The following is a 22,454-nucleotide window of genomic DNA, read 5'->3' as shown; positions in this document are numbered from 1 at the left end:
GATACGTCGCTCTTACTTTTTCTTACCGGCGCTTCTACTAGCGTTATGGCTGCTCCTGAACGACAGCCTATCGGCCGGGCACATTTTGTTAGGCCTGATCTTTGCTGTATGGCTTAGCTTAGCGGCGCGCCCGTTTCGCCCTGTCAGGGCCAGTTTTAAGCGTCCAGGCTTGGCCTTATGCCTCATTTGGAAAGTTGCCATTGATATTGTGAAGTCTAACTACGAGGTAGGCCGCATTGTCATACTGGGTAAACGCTATCAAGCCCAACCCGGCTTTTTACAAATTCCACTTAAAATGACTGATCCTCATGGCCTTGCTGCCTTAGCGTGTATTATTACCTATACGCCAGGCACAGTCTGGTCGGGGCACGACACCAAAAGCAATGTCTTAACGCTGCACGTACTCGACTTATACGACGAGCAACAATGGCTAGACACCATACAAAAGCGTTACGAGGCCCCTTTGCTGGAGATTTTCACATGACAGACCTTGTCTACTGGGCCTGCCAATTTGCCTTGGGCTGTTTTGTACTGGGCATGCTTTGTGCTGTAATACGCTTGCTAAAAGGCCCCACAGCGCCAGACCGCGTGCTAGCGCTCGACACCATGTACAACAACGGCATGCTGGCCTTGCTGGCTTTGGGTATACGCTTTGATTCAGCTTTGTACTTTGACATCGCCCTGCTGATCGCCCTGTTTGGTTTTGTGGGATCTGCCGCGATGGCGAAATTTTTACTGCGTGCCGAGGTAATAGAACCATGAGCAACCTGCCTTGGTGGATCGCCCTACCCGTTGCTGTTTTATTAGTGCTAAGCGGCATTATCAGCTTGGTAGGCTCCCTAGGACTCCTTCGTCTGCGGCATTTTTATTCACGCATTCATGCGCCCACGTTAGGCAATACCTTGGGCGTATTTTGCATGTTAATGAGTATCATCATACTGAGCAGTTTTCTGTTTAGCCGGCCCATTCTTCACCCGCTGATCATCTCGATACTCTTGATTATCACCTCACCCGTCACGGCCATATTCCTCATGCGGGCCGCCATCAAACGTGAGTTACGCCAGCGTTTAGCGGAATATGCCCCCGATGAGCCTGGCTATATGAGCGTACCCTCTAAGCACCCTGTGCAAGGTGCCCCCTTACACCCAGACGAGTGATACCAATCGGGACAGCTTGAAATAGTCGCTTGCATGTAGGCATGGGATAGGCTTTTATACTATGTGTATCCCTGTATCATTTCACAAGGAGTATCTGTATGCATAAAACTGCGTTTCTATCCATTCGATATTTGGCTGCGAGTTGCGCCGTAAGCGCCCTTGCGTTCGCCCTCCCGTCACAGGCTCAACCTACCCAAAAAAATTATCAGCAAGACTTACAGCACTGTGAAGCCCTGCAAGGCGAATCACGCGCGGCGTGTCGGCGTGAAGCAGGCGCTGCCCTACAAGCAGAGCGTCAAAACAAGCTTGAACAGCCTAATCCAGCCATGCCTAGCAACCGTACCGCACGCTGCGACCGTTTACCCCTTGAACGTCAGCAAGAATGCCGACTAACGATGCAGGAAGGACAGGAAACTACCGTTTCAGGTAGTGTCCAAGGTGGCGGCATCTTGCGCGAAACCACCATTACCGTGCCTGCTACGGCAAGATAAAATATCAATAATCACCCAGCGCTCGCTGGGTGATTTTCATCCTTACAACTCTACCTGCATCCCCATTTCCACCACCCGATTCGGCGGAATTTTAAAAAAGCGTGTGCTACGGGCTGCGTTGCGGGCCATAAACATAAACAGTCTAGAGCGCCATTTGCCTCGCCCGGTAATCACTACTGTTTGACGCGATAAATAATACGAGGTTTGCATAGGATCTAAATTAAGTTCGGGGTGCTCACGACTAATCTGCTCTAACAGAGCAGGCACATTAGGCTCTTGTTTGAATCCCCAGTGCGCTACGGCTTGCCAACAATCAGGTGCTAATAGCTCCAACTGATAGCGCTCGTTTTGAGCCACAAACGGCACACCTTCGCTTTGCACCGTTAGAAATAAGCATTGTTGATGCAAGATCTTATTGTGTTTCAGATTGTGTAACAAGGCAGATGGCACCACATCGGGTACTACACTCATAAATACTGCCGTGCCCGGCACCCGTAACGGCGGATACTGTTGCAAATCGTGCATGAAGTCCCGCAAACCCTGAGGGGCCGTGTTAAGTGTCTGATGCAGTTGTTGCCGACCTTGTTTCCAGGTCCACATCATGGTGAAGATACTTGCCCCCACCAACAAGGGTAACCAACCCCCATCCAGTAGTTTCAGAGCATTAGCGGAAAATAACACTACATCTAGCACTAAAAACACCGATAACAATACTGCCCAACCTGCCCGTTTCCACCCTGTAGAGCCGCGCGGCAACAGGGAGACGGCCAGCAAGCTAGTCATGAGCATGGTACCGGTTACTGCAAAACCATAGGCATGCGCCAAGCGATCGGATGAACCAAAGCTAAGCACTAATATCAGCACCGCCACAAACAGCAGTTGATTCACTTTAGGCAAGTAGATCTGGCCTTCCTCTTGGGAAGAGGTGTGCTGTATAACCATACGGGGCCAAAAACCCAACTGCACCGCTTGGCGGGTGACCGAATAGGCACCGGAGATAACCGACTGCGAAGCTATGACAGTGGCAAAAGTGGCGATGATCACCAAGGGAATCAAGCCCCAAGCAGGCGCCAAATGAAAGAAAGGATTACGAATGGCCGAGCTATCGGTAATCAGCAATGCCCCTTGCCCAAAATAACAGAGCAACAAACAGGGCATGACCAAGGAGAACCAGGCTCTACGAATGGCTGGCCGACCAAAATGGCCCATGTCAGCATACAGTGCCTCGGCGCCGGTAAGGGCCAGCACTAACGCACCTAACACCAAAAAGGTTTGCCAAGGCGCATGCACAATAAAATGCCAAGCCCAACGCGGATCGATGGCTTGCAGCACTTGAGGCTGTTCAATAATACGCCACAAGCCCAGTAGCCCAAGCAATAGAAACCAACAGAGCATCACTGGGCCAAATAATTTGCCCATTGTGCCCGTGCCATGCGATTGCAAGGAGAACAAGACAATTAACACGACTACCGCCAAAGGCACGACCCAAGGATCAAGCAATGGGGATACCATGCCCACCCCCTCGATGGCCGAAAGCACGGAGATAGCAGGGGTAATCATGCTATCGCCATAAAACAAGCTAGCCCCAATAAGCCCCAGCACCGTTAATATGCGCCGATGTTTGCCTCGTAAACCGCGAGCGGCTAACTCCATCAATGCTAAGGTACCGCCCTCGCCCTTGTTATCTAAGCGCAATACCACCGTGACATATTTCAGTGACACTAACAAGGTGATCAACCAAAACAGGAGCGACAAGACACCGTAGACTTGCTCAGCCCCGGGCTGCACATAGTAGCCAAGCGCAACTTTCATGGTGTACAGGGGGCTAGTGCCGATATCACCGTACACCACGCCCAGCGCACCAATGAACATCACTTTTTTGACTTGTGTGCCTGGGGTTTCCGTTTGCATGCTCACCTTATTTTGCTCCAAGCAAAGATTCGGTACGCGAAAAGCGCGTACCAATACGCGGACCGGGAAAGACAATACTGATGCGCGTGCCATCGAAAGCTGGACGGCTGGCGACGCTCCACCACGCCCCATGACCGCGCGTAATTTCACGCACTATCGCTAAACCTAAACCAGACCCTTCGCTAGCAGTACCGGGCGAGCGGTAAAAAGCGTCAAAAATACGCAAAGTGTCTTGGGCATTAATGCCTGGCCCTTGATCCTCGACCGCCAAGGTAGGTGGATTATCCGTCACACGCAACACTATAGAGGGCGTTTCACTAGCATAGCGTATGGCGTTGTCAATCAGATTACCAAGTAGCTCACTGAGTAAAATTGGATCAGCATCAATCCAAACCTGTTTCTCGGGGGCGTGTAATACCAGCTCAATATTGGCTTGTCTAGCGCGTAAAAACCAATCGCCCCCCACCGAGCGCACCCACTCACATAAATCCAAGCGCCGAAAACTGTCTTTCAGTGTGGCCGTAGAGTCTGCCCGCGCCAGCACCATCAATTGCTGGCCCAAATGTATCATGCGATCTGACACTGTTTTAATGCGTGTCGCCCGCACCCGCACATCATCTGGCAAAGGGCGAGCCAACATTAGCTCAGACTCTAGGCGCAAACCGCTTAGCGGGGTATGTAATTGGTGTGCCGCATGACCGATAAATCGTTTCTGTGCCTGTATCGTGTCATCCAAACGCGACAGCAACTCATTGACATGATCCACCAGCGGCACGACCTCTGCTGGCAAACCTGTTGGGTCAAGTTTTTGTAAGTCGACCTCGCTGCGCATACTAATTTGCTGCGACAAGTCTTTAATGGAAGCCAGGCCTGACCGTATGCCCGAGAGCAAAATCCAAGCAATAAGCGCCATCAGAAACAATTGACTGAGCACCATGGTCCAAAATATGTCCCGTAACAACCAGTCTTCTAGGGACATTCTTTGCGTCAAGACCCACGTCACGCTAAGGTCTAAGATAACTAAGAAAGCAATGGGGGGAAACAGACGCAACATCAACCGTCTGGCTAATGAGCCTTCTGGCAATAAACGGGTCAACCGTGAATGAACACGATGTGGTGAAGCTTGATTGGTTTTGGGCATAGCCATCCCTAATGGAGCAAAGCCTGCTGTACTACCGAGCGACCTTAGACTCTATTTTCCACATCTAATAAATACCCAAAGCCCCGAATAGTTTGTATCGCTACGCCGGTTTTCTCTAGGCGTTTGCGTAGCCGGTACACATATACCTCTACGGCATTTTCACTAAAATCGGCATCCCAGGCAGACAACGAGTTCACGATTTGCTGCTTAGTTACCACGCGTCCACTACGCATCATTAGCATCTCTAGAACGGACAGCTCGCGTACGGATAAAGCGATGCGCTCGCCATGGCAGCGCACTTCACGCCCCACGGTATCGAAGACTAAGGGCCCAGCCTCAATTTCAGGCTTACCTAACCCTGTTCGACGGCGACGAAAAGCGCGAATGCGCGCGGCGAGCTCGGCTAAATCAAAAGGCTTGACCACATAGTCGTCAGCCCCCGCATCTAAACCGGCAACACGATCATTTAAATCATCACGTGCCGTAAGCATGAGTACGGGTATGGGGTTATCTGCTTTGCGTAGCTGCTGAAGCACCTCTAAGCCGCTTACACCCGGTAAATTCCAATCGAGCACAAGCAAATCATAGACTTGATTCTCTAGCTCTTTTAAGGCTTGTTCGCCTTGTTGCAGCCAATCGACGGCATAGTCTTGGTCGTTAAGGTATTCCTGCAATGCGGCGCCCAAGGTGGCGTCGTCTTCGATAAGTAATACACGCATGATGGCGATTTTATAATGAATTGGCCCGTTCAACTGCTTATACAGTGCAACGAGGTGTTTATGGTACCGCAAGATTCGGCACGCTGCATGCTTATTCTATGAGTGACTCTCCAGGCGCCCATAGACATTAATTTCGCTGTTCCCAGACGAAAAAATGCCCCTTCGGCGCTGATCGAAGGGGCATTGATACCTAGCTGTAAAACACTACATTACTGGCTAGTAGGGCTGCCTACCGTGCTGGCCGACGTTGCCGTACCCGACTCTGTTTGAGTTACTGCTGACGGAGCGGCAACACGGCTATCTGGGCGTGTTACAAACCCCAGACGAGTCATCCCCGCTGCTTTAGATTTACTCATTACTTGAGCTAAAACCTCATATAAAGTGTCAGAGTCAGCACGAATCCGCAGTTCCGGTTGTGGTTTTTCTTGGCTAAATGGCGCTAAGTGAGCCGTTAAGTTGTCGATCGCTACTTCTTGGTCATTCACATACACCACCCCGAAAGCATCGATCGCTAAATCGATGGACTTTTGCTCTTGCTCTACCGGCTCTGCGCTAGCTTGGGGCAACTGTACTTTAATGGAATGCGACAACAAGGGAGCCGTAATCAAAAAAATCACTAATAGCACCAGCATCACGTCGATCAGGGGCACCATATTAATTTCCGACATCGCGGGTGCTGAACCCCGCTTATCAAAGCTGCCAAATGACATGGTTAATGCTCCTTTTTAGCTGCCGCTGTCTGGGCCGCATTCGCACCGCTGCTAGGCACACGGCGCAAATGTCCCTGATTTTCTTGGACTTGCTGGCCCGTAGATAAAAAAGTGAATAAATCGTGTGCAAACGCGTCCAGCTTGGCCAGATACACCCGATTGGTACGCACAAAGGCGTTATAGCCTAACACTGCAGGAATTGCCACGGCCAAGCCCAAGCCCGTCATGACTAGGGCTTCGCCCACTGGACCCGCTATATGATTGATGGTGACACCATCAGCTAAACCAATATTTATCAAGGCATGATAGACACCCCAGACGGTGCCAAACAAACCCACAAATGGCGCTGTGGAGCCCACCGAAGCCAGCAGGGTTAAACCATTTTCTAAGCGTGCCGTTTCTTCATCAATAACTTTTCGCATGATACGCGCCACAAAGTCACCCGTAGAACCTTTTTCTTCTAAGCGCATCGCTCCGTACTTAGCATGATGTTGCTGCGCGTGAATGGCGTGGCTCGCCAAATGCGCGAAAGGTTCGCGTGCACCATGCGTAGCGATTTCATTCTCTACTTGCTCTAGCGAACTAGCTGACCAAAACTGATGCACAAAGGCGCTGGAGCGTCGTTTAAGACGGAACGACAGGACTCCTTTCACAATAATTAAGTACCAGCTGGCTAAAGACATTAACGCCAACACAATAAACAGCCCTTTGCCTACCCAATCACTTTGCTCAATAAAGTGCAGCATATTGGTACCACCCGCTTCGGTCGCAAGCGGAGTACTGTTCGCCGCCGCTTGCTGCAAAGCCGGCGCCGCACTCGTCTGTGCAGTATCAGCAGCGTCCGCCGCCAAGGGGGCAGCCTGAGCCAAGATCGTCAAAACGCTATCTAGTATGTCATGCATCACAAGCTATCCTATCTAACAAATTCAAAGGGAATGTCTGCCATTGCGCGAAAGGCCACGCCGTTTTCGGTGTAGGGCTTAAACCGCGCTGATCTCACCGCCTTGAGCGCCGATTCATCCAAACGCTCGTAGCCCGAGGAACGCTGCACGTTCGCTTCGAGCACTCGCCCTTCTGTGGAAATCAATACACGTACTATCACCTTACCCTGCTCCCCCCTGCGCTCGGACATACGGGGATACACCGGCACCGGTCGGCGGCCTAAGTAGTCAATATGGCCCACCACTTTAGCTTGATCCCCTTGTGCCTGAGCTGGCTTAGGCGCGGCGGCTTGGGCTGCGGGCGTGGCATCTGCAATAGTGGGCCCAGACGCCAGCGCTGGCGCTGGTACGACCTGCTCAACGGGTTGAGCCGGCGTAGGTGTAGGCGTAGGTGTAGGCTTAGGTTTAGGTTTAGGCTTAGGTTTAGGCTTAGGTTTGGGTGGTGGCTCGGGAATCACAGGCTCTTGCACAGGCGGCTCTGGCTCTGGTTCAGGTTCCGGTTCCGGTTCCGGTTCTGGCTCAATCTCGGGTTCTGGTTCTGGCTCCGTAACCACTTCAGGCTCTTCTGGAGCTGCTTGCGGCGGGGCCTCGGGTTGTACAGCTTCTTGCTCGGTGAGTTCAACAAGGGTGACCCCTATAATTTCATCCGCTGTAGGCTCCCCCACTATTTTTGGCTTATCACTCAGTAGTAACGTAGCCAGTACCCCTGCGTGCAGACCTAAAGCCAACGCTAAGGCGGTCAATTTCAAGGCCAGATGGGAACCATAGCGGCGTTCGGGGTGATTACGGGTCATATTCCGTTCTTTCTACTCTACAAGCCCGCCTCAAGGACAGGATATTTTGAAACAATCGAGCAACAAAGCATATTAACAAAAATAGGAACGATTCTCAATACAATTATTTATTCGGTAAATGACGTAGACAAACCTTAGGCTTATCCCTGCTTTTATCACGGCCTTTTCCCGCATAAGTCGGTATGCATAGCAGTCGCCCCATATTGATCTGGCTGTATGCCTGATGTCATTCACCTTTCCTTAATACCTGTTGATTATCTTTCAATGGGAAGACCGAGACTCTGCGCCTACACTGCTGCTCTACAACATCTCTTATATCGGAGCACATCATGCATTTACTCAAGCGTTATGCAGGACTTACGCTTTGCTGCTTACTCATGGCCTCTCAAAGTGTCGCTCACGCAACTGATAAGCCTTTTCCATCCCGTGCCATCAGTATTTTAGTAGGCTGGTCAGCGGGTGGAGCCACTGACCTGTTAGCACGCCAAGTGGGCGAGGCCATGCATAAAATCGGTGGCCAAAGCATTATTGTAGAAAACAAGCCGGGCGCCAATGGCACCATAGGTCATAGTCAAGCAGCCCGAGCACGCGCCGACGGGTATACGACGCTACTAGCTACCAACAGCACGTTTGCCATCGCTCCGCAGCTCTACCCCACCCTACCTTTTGATCAGGAAAAAGACCTGGCACCAGTCGCTTTACTGGCAGAAAGCCCATTGGTACTGGTTGCCAGTCCAAAATCTGGCATAGAGTCCTTGCCTGCATTATTAGATCAGGCAGGTAAAACAGCCGGGCAACTCAATATTGCTTCTGGCGGAAATGGTTCGACCAGTCACATGGCGGCAGAAATGCTGATGGCATTAACCAATACCGAATTCACTCACATTCCGTACAAAGGGGGCTCTCCCGCTACGGTTGCGGTCTCTGCTTCGGAGGTTGATCTTGCCTTTCTGGACTTAGGAGTAGCCTTACCCATACTAAGAGAAGGCCGAGCGAAAGCCTTGGGTGTCAGCAGCAAGCAACGATCCCCATTACTGGCAGATGTTCCTACGCTGGATGAGGCAGGCATTACAGACTTTGAGGCCACCACCACATTTGCATTATTCGTGCCTATAGACACGCCAGATAACACTATTCAGGCGCTTTACAGTATTTTGGATAAGGCTATGCATCAGCCAGAACTACTGAGCAAACTAGACAATCAGGGCGTCGTTCCACGGTTGGAGAACCCAGAGGGTTTGAAGAACTATTTGCAACTGGAACAACAACGCTGGAAAGAAATCATCGCCACTCGCCACATCAGCCTGGACTAATATGCAACTTGCGCCTCAACATGTCGCTATTATCGGTGCTGGCCCAATAGCTTGCGCCAGTGCGTGTTACTTAAAAAATCACGGGCATCATGTGGCTCTGTGGTCACCCACTGGCCGCCGTCTGCATATTGACCTCCCTACTCAGCAAGCATGCTTCCAAACCCACGGAGCGGTTAGCGCCCAAGTATGTGTAGACTGGCTACCGACTCAGCAGGCCCTAAGCGACTATCCGGTAGTGCTTATTTGTCTACCCGGGCACCTCTATCAGGACTTGTTCTCCACGCTGCTGCCACAGCTTAAAAATGGACAGACTGTACTGATTAGCGGTGCTTTATCTTTGGCTTCAATTTGGCTGAGTGATCAAGCACGACAACTAGGGCTTGAACTACAGGTGGGTGCCTGGAGCACGACTGCCACGACCGCTCACTTTCTAGCGGACGGCCAAGTACACATCAATGAGTTGCGCAGCACGATAGGGGTGTCCAGCGCTTGCGCTCAAGACAGTCAAAGCATCTTGTCCCTGAGCCAAACCCTGCTGGGCGACCGATTCATTGCCGATGACAACCCTCTTGCCAGCACGTTGGCCAATATCAATCCTATCGCCCATGCTGCCGAGGTCATTCCTAACCTAAGTCGTATAACAAGGCAGGAGGACTGGTCTTTATTCGCTTGCTTTGGCATAGAAGTTGGCAGAATTGCTCAAAAACTAGATGAAGAACGATTGGCTATTGGCAAACACTTTGGGTTTGAACTGCGCTCATTGGTAGAGCATTACCATCGTTCCTATCACGTTCCCAAAGGCCCTTTACATGAGATGGCCGCAGCCATTGAGGCGGCAGGCAAAGGCCCTTTGGGCCCCAAAGGGCTGAACCACCGTTATGTGCTGGAAGACATGCCTTTTGGCCTGGCTTTTCAGGAAAGATTGGCGATACTCGCGGGCATTCCCTGCCCCATACATAGCAGCGCCCTGACTTTGTTGGAGGTGGTCTACGACCAAGACTTGCGCAGCAGTAATTTTTTACTGGATCAATTGCTGGAGGATACGCAAGCCTTAAACTATTTAGTCAATCGTCTCAGCGCTGCGGCATAAAACTGCTGTATGGCTTCATGTCGCAACGGATTGTCTTTATGAGCCAACACAATAGGTATGCTGGCTAAACCCTCAGTAGGCAGACTCACTAAGGTAGCATCGTCAAGACTGGCCTGCACCGTACGCCGAGCCATCAATGTCAGGCCGTGTCCGGCACGCGCCAGGTTCAAATTGGTAATGGCACTCATGGATTCTATAACAGGGGCTATGGGTGCCAGACCGTGATCAAGTAGACACTGTTCAAACATCATCCGCGCCTGCGTAGGCCGGGGCGGTAATATCCAATCAGCGTGACGCAACTGTGGCCAAATGGCCTGCTCCGTAGCAATGCACAAGCCTGCCCTATACTGCGGCGAACACACGACAATCCAGTGTTCATCGCATATGGGCTGAATCACGATCTGCTCCTGATTCAACTGCCCCAATTCTGAGGGAGTGTTCATAGTCAGCAAGGCATCAATTTCATGATGCAGCAATTTATGCTGCATATCCGCCAACCGCCCTTCAACAATCTGCCAAGCATGCGACGCCCCCGCTGCTCGTAACTCTGACAACACCTCTGGCAGTAGTGTCCAAGCGACAAAAGGCGGGGCTCCGATACGCAACACCTCTAGCCTGCCCTCGCGCTCATCTTGCAGATCATCGGCTAGCAGAGCGACTTCGGATAACAGCACTCGCGCTCGTTTCAAGACGGTATTGCCGGCCGCGGTTGGCACCAGACCCCGTGCTTGACGCTGGAACAGCGTTACCCCCAATTGATGTTCTATGTCGCCCAAACTTTTACTTACCGCCGCTGTGCTCAAATGCAAACGTTCCGCGGCCAGCCGCATATTGGCTGTCTCGGCCAACACACAAAGCAACTCGAACTGACGCATTCTCAGTGCGGAAATGATGCGATAAGCAGAATAAGTCATGCCATAAAGTATACGGGCTCTAAGAGGCTCGCGGGATAAAGCCTATAGTCGTCGTAGGCTTGGTTTACTCACCCCCTCTAGACAGCTACCGCCTCAGGCTGAGCTTCCAACGGGAAAGCGCTGAACTTTCTAGGGATCGCCCAGGCTTGTTCGCCTGTCTGTAAATTGAGTTCTGCCCAACTGAGGCGATCAAACTCTGCTTCCCAAGGCGAGCCACCGTCGTTTAATGCTAACTCTACCCGTATGGTTGCTCCAAGTGGTATCACGCGCTGCACGGCAACCGCAATCCCCTGCCCATTACGCTCACGTACTAAGCTCAGATCGTGAGGCCGCACATATCCTATAGCTTGTCCGCTGGACAATGCTTGCGAGGCGTTAATCGCTTGATCCGAAGCGAAGTTGCCTAGGTGCTGAGCAGCCACAAACCCCTGAGTAGAAAACTGTCCTGGCAAACGATTGGCAGCACCTAAGAACTCATAAACAAAAGGACTTGCTGGATGGTCGTAAACTTCTTGAGGAGCGCCTTGCTGCTCGACCCGACCTTTATTCAGCACCACAATCCGATCAGCCACCTCAATGGCCTCTTCTTGGTCATGCGTCACAAACAGCGTGCTGATATGTAAATCGTCGTGCAATCTCCGTAACCAAGAGCGCAGCTCTTTGCGCACTTTAGCGTCCAGCGCGCCAAAAGGCTCATCTAACAGCAACACCCCTGGCTCAACGGCCAAGGCGCGTGCTAAGGCGATACGTTGACGCTGTCCGCCCGATAAAGCGGCGGGGTAACGATCAGCCAGCCAATCTAGCTGTACCAATTGCAGTAACTCGTGCACACGACGCTTAATCTCAGCGTCGGGCAGACGCTGACGCCTAGGCTTAATGCGTAAACCAAAGGCGACATTATCAAATACCGTCATGTGGCGAAACAAGGCGTAATGCTGAAACACAAAGCCCACTTGGCGATCACGCGTATCGACCCTTGCGACATCTTTGTCATGCATCAGCACCTGCCCGGAATCAGCCTGTTCCAACCCCGCTACGATGCGCAGCAACGTTGTTTTACCGCACCCAGAAGGGCCTAATAGGGCCACTAGTTCTCCCGCAGGAAACCTCAATGACACATCATTCAAGGCAGTAAAACCACCAAAACGTTTTACTAAGTTACGTACTTCTATGCTCATGAAATATACTCCCGAACGTCGCCCTTAGCGATCGCAATTCTGAACCATTTTACGTTCCGCCCATAGTTTCAGCGCGAGCGTTATCAAAGCCAAGCACGCCAAGATGGAGGCTGAGGCAAACGCGCCTACAGTGTGGTAATCGTTATATTCAATTTCTACGTGTAAAGGCAAGGTGTTGGTTTGGCCACGAATATTACCGGACAATACCGATACGGCACCAAACTCGCCCATAGCCCGAGCATTACATAAAATAACGCCGTATAACAGGCCCCACTTAATTTTAGGCAACGTTACACGCCAAAACATTTGCCATCCCGACGCGCCCAACACGCGAGAAGCCTCTTCCTCGTCGCTGCCCTGCGCTTGCATTAAAGGAATCAGTTCCCGCGCGACAAAAGGCAAGGTCACAAATAAGGTGGCCAACACTAAACCAGGCAAGGCAAAAACAACGCGAAACTCGTATTGATCCAACCAATTCCATAACGGGCCTTGACGCCCAAAAATCAATAAAAACGCCAAGCCAGCAATCACGGGAGAGACTGAAAATGGGAGATCGATGAGGGTAGTGAATACACTCTTACCCTTGAATTCAAACCGCGCAATAGCCCACGCCGCCGCCACCCCGAACAGGAGATTCAGCGGTACAGCAATAGCCGCTACCACTACAGTCAACCAAATAGCATGACGTGTGTCGGCAGCCATAACGGCATGCAGGTAAGGAATTACACCTTTGCTAAAGGCAGCCACAAAAACCACGCTTAATGGTAAGAGCAAAAATATCCCAAAAAACAGCAAGGCTATAGTTATCAATATCACTTTTACGACCGTAGACTCATCATCGCTACGACGTACAGCTTCAGCCAAGGCTACCTGACCTAAGTAAGGATTAAGTACTAGGGTATTGCTCATGGCAGTGCACCTACCGTCACTGTTTTGGAGGCGCCAGATGTGGATACGTGGCGTCTGGCGGAATGCCGGTACTGTAACCACCACTGTAAAGAGTTAATCACGAGCAAGATAGCAAAGGATAACAACAGCATCACCACCGCCAAGGCAGAAGCACCTGCATAATCAAAGCCCTCCAACTTAATGGCTATTAACAACGCCACAATTTCGGACTCTAAGGGTTTATTACCCGCAATAAAAATCACTGACCCGTATTCACCTACGGCACGCGCACACGACAACGCGACCCCCGTTAACAGCGCGGGTAATAAAGCAGGAAACACCACTTTACTAATCGTCTGCCAACGATTCGCCCCCATGCATGCCGCAGCTTGTTCTTGTTCAGGCTCGAACTCTTGTAAAACAGGCTGTATGGTGCGCACTACGAAGGGCAAACCTATAAAAGTAAGGGCAATCAACACCCCTGTGGGCGTAAAGGCTATGGGCCCCACCCAAGGGCTCAACCATTTCCCTAACCAACCATTGGGAGCATAAATCGCCGCTAGGGAAATTCCTGCAACCGCCGTGGGTAAGGCAAAAGGCAGATCTATTAACGCATCCACCACACGTCTACCTGGGAAGTGATAGCGCACCAATACCCACGCCAAGATAGAACCAAAAATGGCATTGATACACGCTGCCAGGAAGGCCATGCCAAAAGTTAAGCGAAAGGCCAACATCGTACGCGGCGCAAGAATAATCTCCCACCACTGTGCATAACTTACATCACTGGCCTTAACAAAAACAAAGGACAAGGGAATCAGCACCAGCAAGCTAAGATAAGTAACACTAAACCCGAGCGTCAAGCCAAAACCGGGTACAGCACTGGCAGACCGGCTAGAACTAAAAAAACCTTTTCCTACAAAGCGAACTACTGTCATCAAAGCACTCCGAGGCGTGGGTTTTACTTAGTTAAATAAATGCTGTCAAACACGCCACCCTCGGCAAAATGTTTTTCTTGGGTTAGCGTCCAGCCCCCTAACTCCTCATCTACGGTATACAGCGTCAGGTTTGGGTACTGATCTTTATATTTCTCAGCGACAGAGGCCAAACGCGGGCGATAAAAATGACGTGCTGCAATCTCTTGGCCTTGTTCGCTGTACAGATACTCGACATAGGCCTGAGCCACCTTAGAGGTACCATGACGGGCCACATTTTTATCCACTACCGCCACCGGAGGCTCGGCCAAAATACTGCTGGAGGGCACCACAATGTCAAACTTATCCGGACCCAAATCCTTTACGGACAACAACGCTTCGTTCTCCCATGCTATCAGCACGTCGCCGATACCGCGTTCAACAAAAGTTGTGGTCGCCCCCCGCGCACCGGTATCCAACACGCCCACGTTTTTATACAGAGATTTAACAAACTCTTTGGCACGCTCTTCATTGCCGCCAGGTTGTTTTAAGGCATACAGCCACGCGGCCAAATAGTTCCAACGCGCCCCGGCAGATGTTTTAGGATTGGGCGTGACCACATTAATAGTGGGCCTTACCAAGTCGTCCCAATCTTGGATGTTTTTTGGATTACCTTTGCGTACCAACAGCACAATCGTCGAAGTATAAGGCGTACTGTTATTGGCTAGACGCGTCTGCCAACTTTCATCGATTAAACCGGACTTTGCAATGTGATCTATATCCGAGGAAATCCCTAACGTCACCACATCGGCAGGGGCACCGTCTATGACGGTACGAGCTTGTCGACTGGAGCCGCCATGAGCGGTACGGATAGTAACGATGTCACCGGTTTGCTGCTGATAGTGCGCTTGGAACGCTTTATTGAACTCTACGTACAGCTCGCGAGTGGGGTAGTAGGAGACATTTAATAGCGTTAACTCGGCCGCCTGCACAATGGCAGCCAAGCCGCCTGCTAGCATTAGGGCTGTAGCGACGATGGTCACTTTTTTTCGGATCAATCCGGTGCTCATTCCTATACCCCATATCATTAGTGGACAATATAGGAATGAGTCTAGCAAGAGCCTTTGCAGCCTAGAAATACTGATTACTTGAATGCATATAGCTTAGCCTGCAGTTTGTTACGCTATTAACCTATAAGATTAATATTTCAACAAAAACAAGCCCTAACTATTTATAAATTTGGCCATGTTTTGATAAACGGCCTCGCAGGCGTCCGGGACAAATTGCTGCAAATTCAAAAAAGCATGAATTTGTTCTGGGAAATTCCAGTGCTCTACCTCTACCTCTGCCTGTTGAAGCTGGGCCACGTACGCATAGGACTCATCGCGTAAGGGGCAAAACCCAGCACTGAACACCAAAGTTGGGGGTAGGCCGCCGGCCCCCATAAACAAGGGCGAAGCATCGTGACGGTCTACATCGCTAGGCAAGTAATTATCAAAATACCATGCAATCTTATCGCTCTCGAGCACATAACCTAACGCGTTTTCTTTCACAGAAGGCTGCGACAAGGTGTAATCCAAACTAGGATAAATCAAAATTTGACGCTTAATATGCAATTCGGGCTGCGTCATAGACAAAGCAGACAGAGTGGCTGTTAAGGCTCCTCCGGCGGAGTCGCCCGCTACCGTTAAGTCATCTTGGACCTCGTAGCCCAATTCACGTAGACGCGCCAGCAAATGCATGGTGACCTGCTGAGCATCGTCCAAACCCTGTGGATAAGGATGCTCGGGTGCTAAACGATAATCCACTGCAACCGTTACGCATTGTGCGGTTAACGCCACTTGGCGGCAGATAGGATCGTATACCTGTATGCTGCCCGCCATATGCCCGCCCCCGTGCAAATATAAACATACACGTGAGGCGCGCCCCGGCGCAGGATCGTAAATACGCAAAGGAATAGGATTTGTCTCAGACAAAACCGTGTCCTGCACCGTTAACTCACCCGTTGGGGTGGCAACGTACATGCTGGTCATAGTGGCCAAACTATTACGGGCAACATCAGGACTTAAACTTATCCCTTGTTCCCTAGCGGCGGCTGACAAACGAGCAAAACCCACCAACATGCTTTGTAGGCGAGCATCTGGTGTCTCGGAGCGACGAGCGCTGGTAGAACCTGCCTGTATACGTTCAATTATCATTTGAATAAGACCTATGCCTATACTGCGCAAAGCGTACGCCCTGCTGCTATTGCGCAATGTGGTTGCACCAGATTGACCCACGCACTTCTAGGGCGTTAGCGTGTCAACTGGACCTAGCCCAAGCTTATTGCGTCTGTGTTAACCCTAGCCGATAGCGGCCCAAGCGGCAGCGTATAGCAGGTTTTTTGGCTACACAAAGACCCAGTGAGCATAGCAGATAAGCATGACCAGAACATGATACCAATCCACTACCTACTCTACTCAGCTGTGGTTGCCTGCCAATAAACATGCCTTATCGCTGCATTTTTACTCAGACGCTGTACTAATTTGTCCATTTCTTTACTATTTACCGCGGTTGCCATTAGGGTGGCTTCTATTTGCACCTCATCGGGCCCAAAAGGGCTAACCTCTATCTCAGCTAAAGGGTAATTGCCCTGTTCTACTGCACTTTGCAATGCACTCATCGCCTCTTGGCGCTGCTCATCGGCAGCAATAACATGAATCAACTGAGTAATTTCACTGGCCTCGGTATCTAAAGGCAAGCGATTCACGTAATTAACCATAGGGCGCAATAAGGTATTGGCCGAGAGCACAAATAGAGTCGCAAGTATGGCTTCTACGATAAGATCAGCCCCTGCACAGGCTCCAATCGCTGCCGAACCCCACAATGTAGCGGCGGTATTCAGACCACGCACGCTGCCTTCTTCCCGCATAATCACACCGGCACCAAGAAAGCCGACGCCTGAAACCACATAAGCGATCACCCGCGACGCCCCATCACTGCCCGCTACACGAAAGGCCATGTCGACGAAAATAGCTGCGCCCACACACACCAAGACATTAGTACGTAAACCTGCTGTGCGTTGCCTATACTGTCGCTCAATGCCGATAATCGAACCCATAATAAACGCCGTACAAAGGCTTACCAAGGTATCCGCAATTTCGGCTAATTGGATATTTTCTATTGCTTGCATGATGACTTCCCATAACTTAACGCTGCCGTGGCGGCTGATTTGCGCAGCGGGCTCATTCTACCGCTATTGTGTGTATAAATGATGGCAAGCTATACGCACCACGCCGCTTTCATGCCACTTTGCTCTGCTTTTTATACTTAGGTATACACCGCTATGCCTAGGTCTATCTAGGCATAGCACAAGCCTTGCACTACAATTTTTGGATTCGCTAATGACGCTGGAGTTTCTTATGCCTGATGACCCTGAACCTTGCCCTACATTGATACAGGTCCGCTACACGTCTTAAGCTTGCTTTGAGCACAGAGACGTACTCAGCGTCTCTGTATCTCCTTTTCTCTATATCGGCGTTTTGTTCTAAAAACAAATCGCTTCGGAGTCCGTGCGTCTATCGCTATAGGGACTCTGCCCAAGGAGCACGCTCATGATCCGTATTTCTGTATTCCCTACCCCTGCACTACGCCATACTGTTAGCGCTGACTGCAGCTCACTTGCTTTAGCCGATGTACGCCAAGCCTTATTGGCGGCCGCCCATGATACCGGCATATATTTACAAAACTGGCAGTGCCAACCTCTCAACGGCAGTGCAGACGAGCAATCACGTTACTTACTGCAATGCAGTTTCACCACTCCTAGCGCACGAGCAAACTTGTTGATGCAACGTATTTTGACTCACAGCAAGCAGCTAGATATACGCACTGTAGGCTTGCAAACCTGCTTGCTAGCCACTAGGCAGGACAAATTAACGTCAGCCAAACTGACTGCACAAGCCCGCACACAGCCCGCACAGGCGAACACCTCGAACGCGCCCCATCTTTTTATGGGTAGTCTACTGCCCAAATCGTATACCGACAGTCTGCGCCAAGGCTAAGCCCTCCTTTTGGTCGGCGCCCATCCTGCGCCTATCTATTCTCTGTCCTTTTTTACTGCCCCCTCATATAAGGGGGGCTTGCTATCATGAATCACGCCCACACTCAGCGCTTAGAAAAAGTACGTCAATCGTTAGCACAGCACGATATCAATACCGCTCAAGGACTAATCTCTAACTTGCCTGCGGCGGATGTGGCGGAGTTGCTCACCGGCTTAGCCAGCGAAGAAACCCTCATCTTGCTAGGTACTCAGACTCCCCAAAAGCAAGCTGCCGTCTTTACCTTACTGGACCTCGAACTACAAACCTTATTAGCTCCAGCAATGGGGCGCCAGGCGGTGACCCAGCTATTTGAACATATGGATCACCATAAAAGGGCTGACTTGTACAAGCGACTCAGCGCCTCTGACAGGCTGGCGTTACTGCCAGGCTTAGCCCATGCCGAGCGCGAAGATATACGCCAGCTTGCTAGTTATCCAGAAGGTACCGCTGGGGCCATTATGACTTCCGCCTACGCCAGCCTCACCCCCGAACTCACCACTCAACAAGCCTTAGACAGCTTACGTTTAGAAGCCCCAGACAAAGAAACCATCTACCAATGCTACGTACTTAATGCAGAGCGTAGACTGATCGGCACCGTTTCTCTACGGGAGCTCATTCTAGCGCCTGCGAACACGCTCATTGCTCAGTTGATGACCAAAGAGCCCATTAGCTGTCAGGCAATGGACAGTCAGGACGAGGCTGCTCGTTTAGTAGCCCACTATGACTTACTGGCTTTACCGGTGCTGAATAAAGAACTGCAAATCGTGGGCATCATCACCCACGATGAGGCTTTGGATGCGGTGGCTGAAGGCGGCACCGAGGATCAGCTCAAGCTAGGCGCGATCAGCAGCAAAGGCGCCTCACTGCGTCACGCCAGCATCAGCACGCTGTACCGCATGCGGGTAGGATGGTTAGTCATCCTTGTTTTTGGTAATATTTTTTCGGGTGCCGGCATCGCTCATTTTGAAGATCTCATCGCCAACATGGTGGCATTGGTGTTTTTTCTTCCGTTGCTGGTAGATAGTGGTGGCAATGCGGGTTCTCAAAGCGCAACACTGATGGTTCGCGCCTTAGCAACTGGCGATGTTCGAGCAAAAGACTGGACCAAACTGTTAGGCAAAGAGCTGATGGTGTCCCTGCTGCTTGGCATTAGTATGGCCGTCGCTGTCGCAAGCATTGGTGTGGTACGTGGCGGAATGGAGTTGGCCATTATTGTAGCGCTAACCATGGTAACCATTGTGATGGTAGGTAGCCTGATAGGCATGTCTTTACCTTTTATCCTTACCCGTTTAAAGCTTGATCCCGCCTCAGCCAGCGCCCCCCTTATTACCTCGATTTGTGATGCGGTAGGGGTATTAATTTACTTTAATATTGCCAATGCGCTGTTAAACCTCGCTTGATTTCCACCTACTCTGTGCTGGCACATAGCCATCACAGAGTCCCCCACCACCTAACGACATTGCGCCTGCTCTTGTATGGACTGCACCGTAGCCTGATGTAGGGCAGAGCTAACTTGAGCAGCCTGCCTTGGCGACACAATTCGCCCGCCGGTTGCCGAGGCAACGCAACTGGCTAAACCCTGGCCAGTAATATCCACCACGTTAACCTTCAAGCGCGGTTTTTCTTTTGCAATGCTCTGTGCTATAGCACAAATATTTTGTTCGCACCCGTCGGCGCCATCTACAAACAGCACAATTAAAGCGTCTCTGCTGACGCCATCAACACGCGCTGCCGCCCATGCCAAAGACGACGCCAGATTAGTACTGTTATCGATTGGCACATCATCAATGATACGCTTGAGCTCACCGCGTCGTGCCCCTGAAAAATTGCCCCAGCTTTTAGGTGGACCGCACTCTTGCGTAAAGGTAAGCAAGTGCACATCCTGCTCCTTAGGCAACTTATCTAACATTTGTCTAAAGGCGCTACGAGCTACAGTAATGCGCGCCGTACCACCAAAAATCTCACGTGCTCGTTGCTCATTTTCACCTGTGAGCAAGACGCGCTCAAGCTCACTTAAGCTGAAATACCAATCTTCATCTGCTTTCTTAGCATTGATATTCAAATTCATGGAGCCCGAGGTATCAAACACAATGAAGAACTCGGGATTTAAGCGCTTACCCTGAGAATCCCGCGCACACACCGGCAAATGGGTATTGGCTGGCAGAGTGGGCTTGGCCGCAGGCTTTTCAACTACTTCCATAGCTGGCGCCTCTGGACTAGAGTCAGGAACAAGCTCAATCACTGGTTCAGGTTCCACGGGAGCTTCAGGAATCGGCTCAACCACTGGAGCAGGTTCAAGCTCTTGCTGTGACTGTTCAATCACCGGCAGTACAGGCGGCGCAATCGTGTCCCACCATGCTGTAGGCCAACGAAAAAACCAACTTAAGCAAGCGAGTAATAACAACAGTAACAATAATGCTGCTAACACATAGGGCCAACGACGCGGCCGACTTGCCACAGTGGTGGTCAGCGGCGCGGCGGCCGCTGCAATAGGTGCTATGGGCTCCGACTTGGCTACTTGATACGCTGGAATAGGCTGTGCATCGGTGCCGCCTAGCGCCAATAAAGGGGCTCCATTAAGACTATACAAGCTCCCTTGTAATTGCTCATCGCTTAAAAACTGCTGTAGAAGCTGAGCTGACTCGGTGTGCCCACTTTGCTTTAGCTCACGTATTAGCGCCGGGATTTTAGCTAAACTTTGCTGCCAAGATGCCAACAAAGCGGCTTGATCAGTAGCACTTAATGACTGCAAAGGCACTAAGTGCCCCTGCCGCTCAGTCCACCAAGCCGCTGGCTCACTGGACGAGCCAGCAGAACGATACTGCGCAAACAACTGCGTCAGCGGGCCGCTGCCCCGCGTACGCAGTATTTCTATCGCCTCTTGATGCTTCTTATAGCTCTCATTCGGTCCTATCGCATCAAGCAAGACTCGTTGCATTCGCCGTTAACCTATATTAAGTCAGTGCCTAATCGTAACCCAAACTTGTCTGAAGACGACTTACTTGCTGCTGCAACTGCTGCAACTGTTGCTGTTTTTGCTTGTGAGCGTCTGGAGTGGCTGTCGCAGTGGTTTGATTCAACTGTTTCAGCTCGCGCTCTACATCGTTGATTTGCTTTTGCACCCCTTTTTCTTTGGTCTGCTTCACACTTAAACTACGTAACAACTGGGCGACCGAGCGATTTAGCGCATTTTGTTTGTCACGCTGCTGAGCTACCGTGGCACTGCTCGCGTCACGCTGTGCGGCAATGTCTTTATAAATCTGATGAAATAAAGCATTTGCCTCTTGAGCACTTAACAACTGCTCTTCTTGCTGATCAATGTGCGCTCGGTAGGCTCCTGATGAGTCGCAAGACATTTTTGTCAATATGCTGGCCCTGCTGTCGTGGGGATTACACTCACTCATGGTGGTGGCACAGCCGCTGAGCAGTACCGCCAGCAAAGCCGGCCACAAAAGTTTGCTTGATGTCATGGGCTCTCTATCCTAAGGTCACTGCCGATCGCATGGTGTACAAATCATCCACCTCTTTTTGCAGCACGGCCACTTTCAAATTCATCGCATCAATTTCTCGATCCAGCGCTTTGACACTGGCTGGATTACCCTCGCTGCGCTCTGCATCGGCTACCTCACGGTACTTTTGCACGCGTTCATTCATATTACCTAACTCTTTATTTAAGCGCGCAATATTAGCATCGATGGTTTTTAAACGTTTCTCAGCTTGCTCTTGCTCCAGAGTTTTGTTTTTTAAGTCAGTAGTAATCTGCTCCAGCTCTTTCTTGTTATCCGCAATTACCCCCTGAGCGGCTTGAGTACGCGCTTGTACCTCAGTACTGTCTTTTTCGACGTCAGCCCTCATGGCCGCCAGACGATCCGTCGTATTGGCATACTGTCTACGACGTTCACTCAGATAGTAATCCCCACCCATAGCAATACCGCAAGCGGCCACCCCAGCAATCGCTGAGCACACGAATTTATTACCACTATTAGATAGCATACACGCGGTAATACCTATCAATGCCCCCCCCACGCAAGCCTGAAAACCTGAGCGACTAAAAAAGTCTGAGTTTTCACCTTGAGTCAAACGGGGATCTGCCGATGAACCAGAAAGCAAACCGCTCCCTGTGCTTGCACACCCGCTCAGCAACGCTACGCTGAGCATTAAGCCACCCAAAACGGCGCGGCCACTCCCTGTAAAGGCTTGACGCATAATATCCT

At 50.9% G+C, this 22,454-nt stretch carries 24 protein-coding genes; 8 read left to right on the top strand and 16 right to left on the bottom strand.

The window, feature by feature from the left end:
• Window position 1: 1 nt before the first annotated feature.
• From OSH01_RS04980 to OSH01_RS04965, 4 genes are all read left to right on the top strand, one after another.
• Window positions 2–484: a Na+/H+ antiporter subunit E gene (locus OSH01_RS04980; RefSeq protein ID WP_266123260.1), complete on the top strand. Its 483-nt coding sequence runs from the start codon at window positions 2–4 to the stop codon at window positions 482–484.
• Complete coding sequence (locus OSH01_RS04975) at window positions 481–762, top strand: K+/H+ antiporter subunit F (protein WP_266122974.1); 282 nt, start codon at window positions 481–483, stop codon at window positions 760–762. The genes OSH01_RS04980 and OSH01_RS04975 overlap by 4 nt, the downstream gene beginning before the upstream one ends.
• A complete protein-coding gene (gene mnhG, locus OSH01_RS04970; protein WP_266122973.1) occupies window positions 759–1,157 on the top strand; it encodes a monovalent cation/H(+) antiporter subunit G in 399 nt (132 codons plus the stop codon). The genes OSH01_RS04975 and mnhG overlap by 4 nt, the downstream gene beginning before the upstream one ends.
• 98 nt (window positions 1,158–1,255) lie before the next feature.
• The gene (locus OSH01_RS04965) at window positions 1,256–1,648 is read left to right on the top strand and encodes a hypothetical protein (protein WP_266122972.1); all 393 of its coding nucleotides are present in this window, start codon (window positions 1,256–1,258) and stop codon (window positions 1,646–1,648) included.
• A gap of 42 nt (window positions 1,649–1,690) precedes the next feature.
• Here the strand turns inward: OSH01_RS04965 and OSH01_RS04960 are convergent, their stop codons facing one another.
• From OSH01_RS04960 to OSH01_RS04935, 6 genes are all read right to left on the bottom strand, one after another.
• On the bottom strand, window positions 1,691–3,559 hold the full coding sequence (locus OSH01_RS04960) for a potassium transporter Kup (RefSeq protein WP_266122971.1): 1,869 nt from the start codon (window positions 3,557–3,559) through the stop codon (window positions 1,691–1,693).
• 7 nt (window positions 3,560–3,566) lie between these two features.
• Entirely contained in the window at window positions 3,567–4,700 is a 1,134-nt protein-coding gene (locus OSH01_RS04955) for a sensor histidine kinase (protein ID WP_266122970.1), read from the bottom strand.
• 44 nt (window positions 4,701–4,744) lie between these two features.
• The gene (locus tag OSH01_RS04950) at window positions 4,745–5,419 is read right to left on the bottom strand and encodes a response regulator transcription factor (RefSeq protein ID WP_266122969.1); all 675 of its coding nucleotides are present in this window, start codon (window positions 5,417–5,419) and stop codon (window positions 4,745–4,747) included.
• Window positions 5,420–5,628: 209 nt separating this feature from the next.
• Window positions 5,629–6,129, bottom strand: a complete 501-nt coding sequence (locus OSH01_RS04945; protein WP_266122968.1) for an ExbD/TolR family protein — start codon at window positions 6,127–6,129, stop codon at window positions 5,629–5,631.
• Window positions 6,130–6,131: 2 nt separating this feature from the next.
• Window positions 6,132–7,031 carry a MotA/TolQ/ExbB proton channel family protein gene (locus OSH01_RS04940; RefSeq protein WP_266122967.1) on the bottom strand — a complete coding sequence of 300 codons (900 nt, stop codon included), beginning with the start codon at window positions 7,029–7,031 and terminating at the stop codon, window positions 6,132–6,134.
• Between the two features lie 11 nt (window positions 7,032–7,042).
• The gene (locus OSH01_RS04935) at window positions 7,043–7,864 is read right to left on the bottom strand and encodes an energy transducer TonB (RefSeq protein ID WP_266122966.1); all 822 of its coding nucleotides are present in this window, start codon (window positions 7,862–7,864) and stop codon (window positions 7,043–7,045) included.
• A gap of 329 nt (window positions 7,865–8,193) precedes the next feature.
• On the opposite strand from OSH01_RS04935, the gene OSH01_RS04930 reads away from it, so the two are divergent.
• Both OSH01_RS04930 and OSH01_RS04925 read left to right on the top strand, forming a co-directional pair.
• Entirely contained in the window at window positions 8,194–9,177 is a 984-nt protein-coding gene (locus OSH01_RS04930; protein ID WP_266122965.1) for a Bug family tripartite tricarboxylate transporter substrate binding protein, read from the top strand.
• Window position 9,178: 1 nt separating this feature from the next.
• On the top strand, window positions 9,179–10,267 hold the full coding sequence (locus tag OSH01_RS04925) for an NAD/NADP octopine/nopaline dehydrogenase family protein (RefSeq protein ID WP_266122964.1): 1,089 nt from the start codon (window positions 9,179–9,181) through the stop codon (window positions 10,265–10,267).
• Here the strand turns inward: OSH01_RS04925 and OSH01_RS04920 are convergent.
• From OSH01_RS04920 to OSH01_RS04890, 7 genes are all read right to left on the bottom strand, one after another.
• On the bottom strand, window positions 10,234–11,181 hold the full coding sequence (locus OSH01_RS04920) for a LysR family transcriptional regulator (protein ID WP_266122963.1): 948 nt from the start codon (window positions 11,179–11,181) through the stop codon (window positions 10,234–10,236). The genes OSH01_RS04925 and OSH01_RS04920 overlap by 34 nt on opposite strands.
• A gap of 77 nt (window positions 11,182–11,258) precedes the next feature.
• Window positions 11,259–12,359, bottom strand: coding sequence for a sulfate/molybdate ABC transporter ATP-binding protein (locus OSH01_RS04915; RefSeq protein ID WP_266122962.1), 1,101 nt, complete (start codon window positions 12,357–12,359; stop codon window positions 11,259–11,261).
• Between the two features lie 24 nt (window positions 12,360–12,383).
• Window positions 12,384–13,268: a sulfate ABC transporter permease subunit CysW gene (cysW, locus tag OSH01_RS04910; protein ID WP_266122961.1), complete on the bottom strand. Its 885-nt coding sequence runs from the start codon at window positions 13,266–13,268 to the stop codon at window positions 12,384–12,386.
• Window positions 13,265–14,185 (bottom strand): sulfate ABC transporter permease subunit CysT, encoded by a 921-nt coding sequence (cysT, locus tag OSH01_RS04905; RefSeq protein WP_266122960.1) that lies wholly within the window; start codon window positions 14,183–14,185, stop codon window positions 13,265–13,267. The genes cysW and cysT overlap by 4 nt, the downstream gene beginning before the upstream one ends.
• A 23-nt stretch (window positions 14,186–14,208) precedes the next feature.
• Window positions 14,209–15,231 (bottom strand): sulfate ABC transporter substrate-binding protein, encoded by a 1,023-nt coding sequence (locus OSH01_RS04900; RefSeq protein WP_266122959.1) that lies wholly within the window; start codon window positions 15,229–15,231, stop codon window positions 14,209–14,211.
• A 153-nt stretch (window positions 15,232–15,384) separates the two neighbouring features.
• Window positions 15,385–16,359, bottom strand: coding sequence for an alpha/beta hydrolase (locus OSH01_RS04895; protein ID WP_266122958.1), 975 nt, complete (start codon window positions 16,357–16,359; stop codon window positions 15,385–15,387).
• Window positions 16,360–16,616: 257 nt separating this feature from the next.
• Window positions 16,617–17,333 carry an MgtC/SapB family protein gene (locus OSH01_RS04890; protein ID WP_266122957.1) on the bottom strand — a complete coding sequence of 239 codons (717 nt, stop codon included), beginning with the start codon at window positions 17,331–17,333 and terminating at the stop codon, window positions 16,617–16,619.
• A gap of 421 nt (window positions 17,334–17,754) precedes the next feature.
• On the opposite strand from OSH01_RS04890, the gene OSH01_RS04885 reads away from it, so the two are divergent.
• Window positions 17,755–18,201: a hypothetical protein gene (locus OSH01_RS04885; RefSeq protein WP_266122956.1), complete on the top strand. Its 447-nt coding sequence runs from the start codon at window positions 17,755–17,757 to the stop codon at window positions 18,199–18,201.
• 86 nt (window positions 18,202–18,287) lie between these two features.
• The gene (gene mgtE, locus OSH01_RS04880) at window positions 18,288–19,640 is read left to right on the top strand and encodes a magnesium transporter (RefSeq protein ID WP_266122955.1); all 1,353 of its coding nucleotides are present in this window, start codon (window positions 18,288–18,290) and stop codon (window positions 19,638–19,640) included.
• A 50-nt stretch (window positions 19,641–19,690) separates the two neighbouring features.
• On the opposite strand, the gene OSH01_RS04875 is transcribed toward mgtE, so the two are convergent.
• The 3 genes from OSH01_RS04875 to OSH01_RS04865 are packed head-to-tail and all read right to left on the bottom strand — an operon-like array spanning window position 19,691 to window position 22,446.
• Entirely contained in the window at window positions 19,691–21,178 is a 1,488-nt protein-coding gene (locus tag OSH01_RS04875) for a vWA domain-containing protein (RefSeq protein ID WP_266122954.1), read from the bottom strand.
• Window positions 21,179–21,206: 28 nt separating this feature from the next.
• Window positions 21,207–21,710, bottom strand: a complete 504-nt coding sequence (locus OSH01_RS04870; RefSeq protein ID WP_266122953.1) for a hypothetical protein — start codon at window positions 21,708–21,710, stop codon at window positions 21,207–21,209.
• 7 nt (window positions 21,711–21,717) lie between these two features.
• Window positions 21,718–22,446 (bottom strand): coiled-coil domain-containing protein, encoded by a 729-nt coding sequence (locus OSH01_RS04865; RefSeq protein WP_266122952.1) that lies wholly within the window; start codon window positions 22,444–22,446, stop codon window positions 21,718–21,720.
• Window positions 22,447–22,454 lie beyond the last annotated feature (8 nt).

This window comes from Alcaligenes endophyticus (genome assembly GCF_026344035.1).
Lineage (GTDB): Bacteria > Pseudomonadota > Gammaproteobacteria > Burkholderiales > Burkholderiaceae_B > Alcaligenes > Alcaligenes endophyticus.
This window is presented reverse-complemented; position numbering and strand designations above follow the sequence as displayed.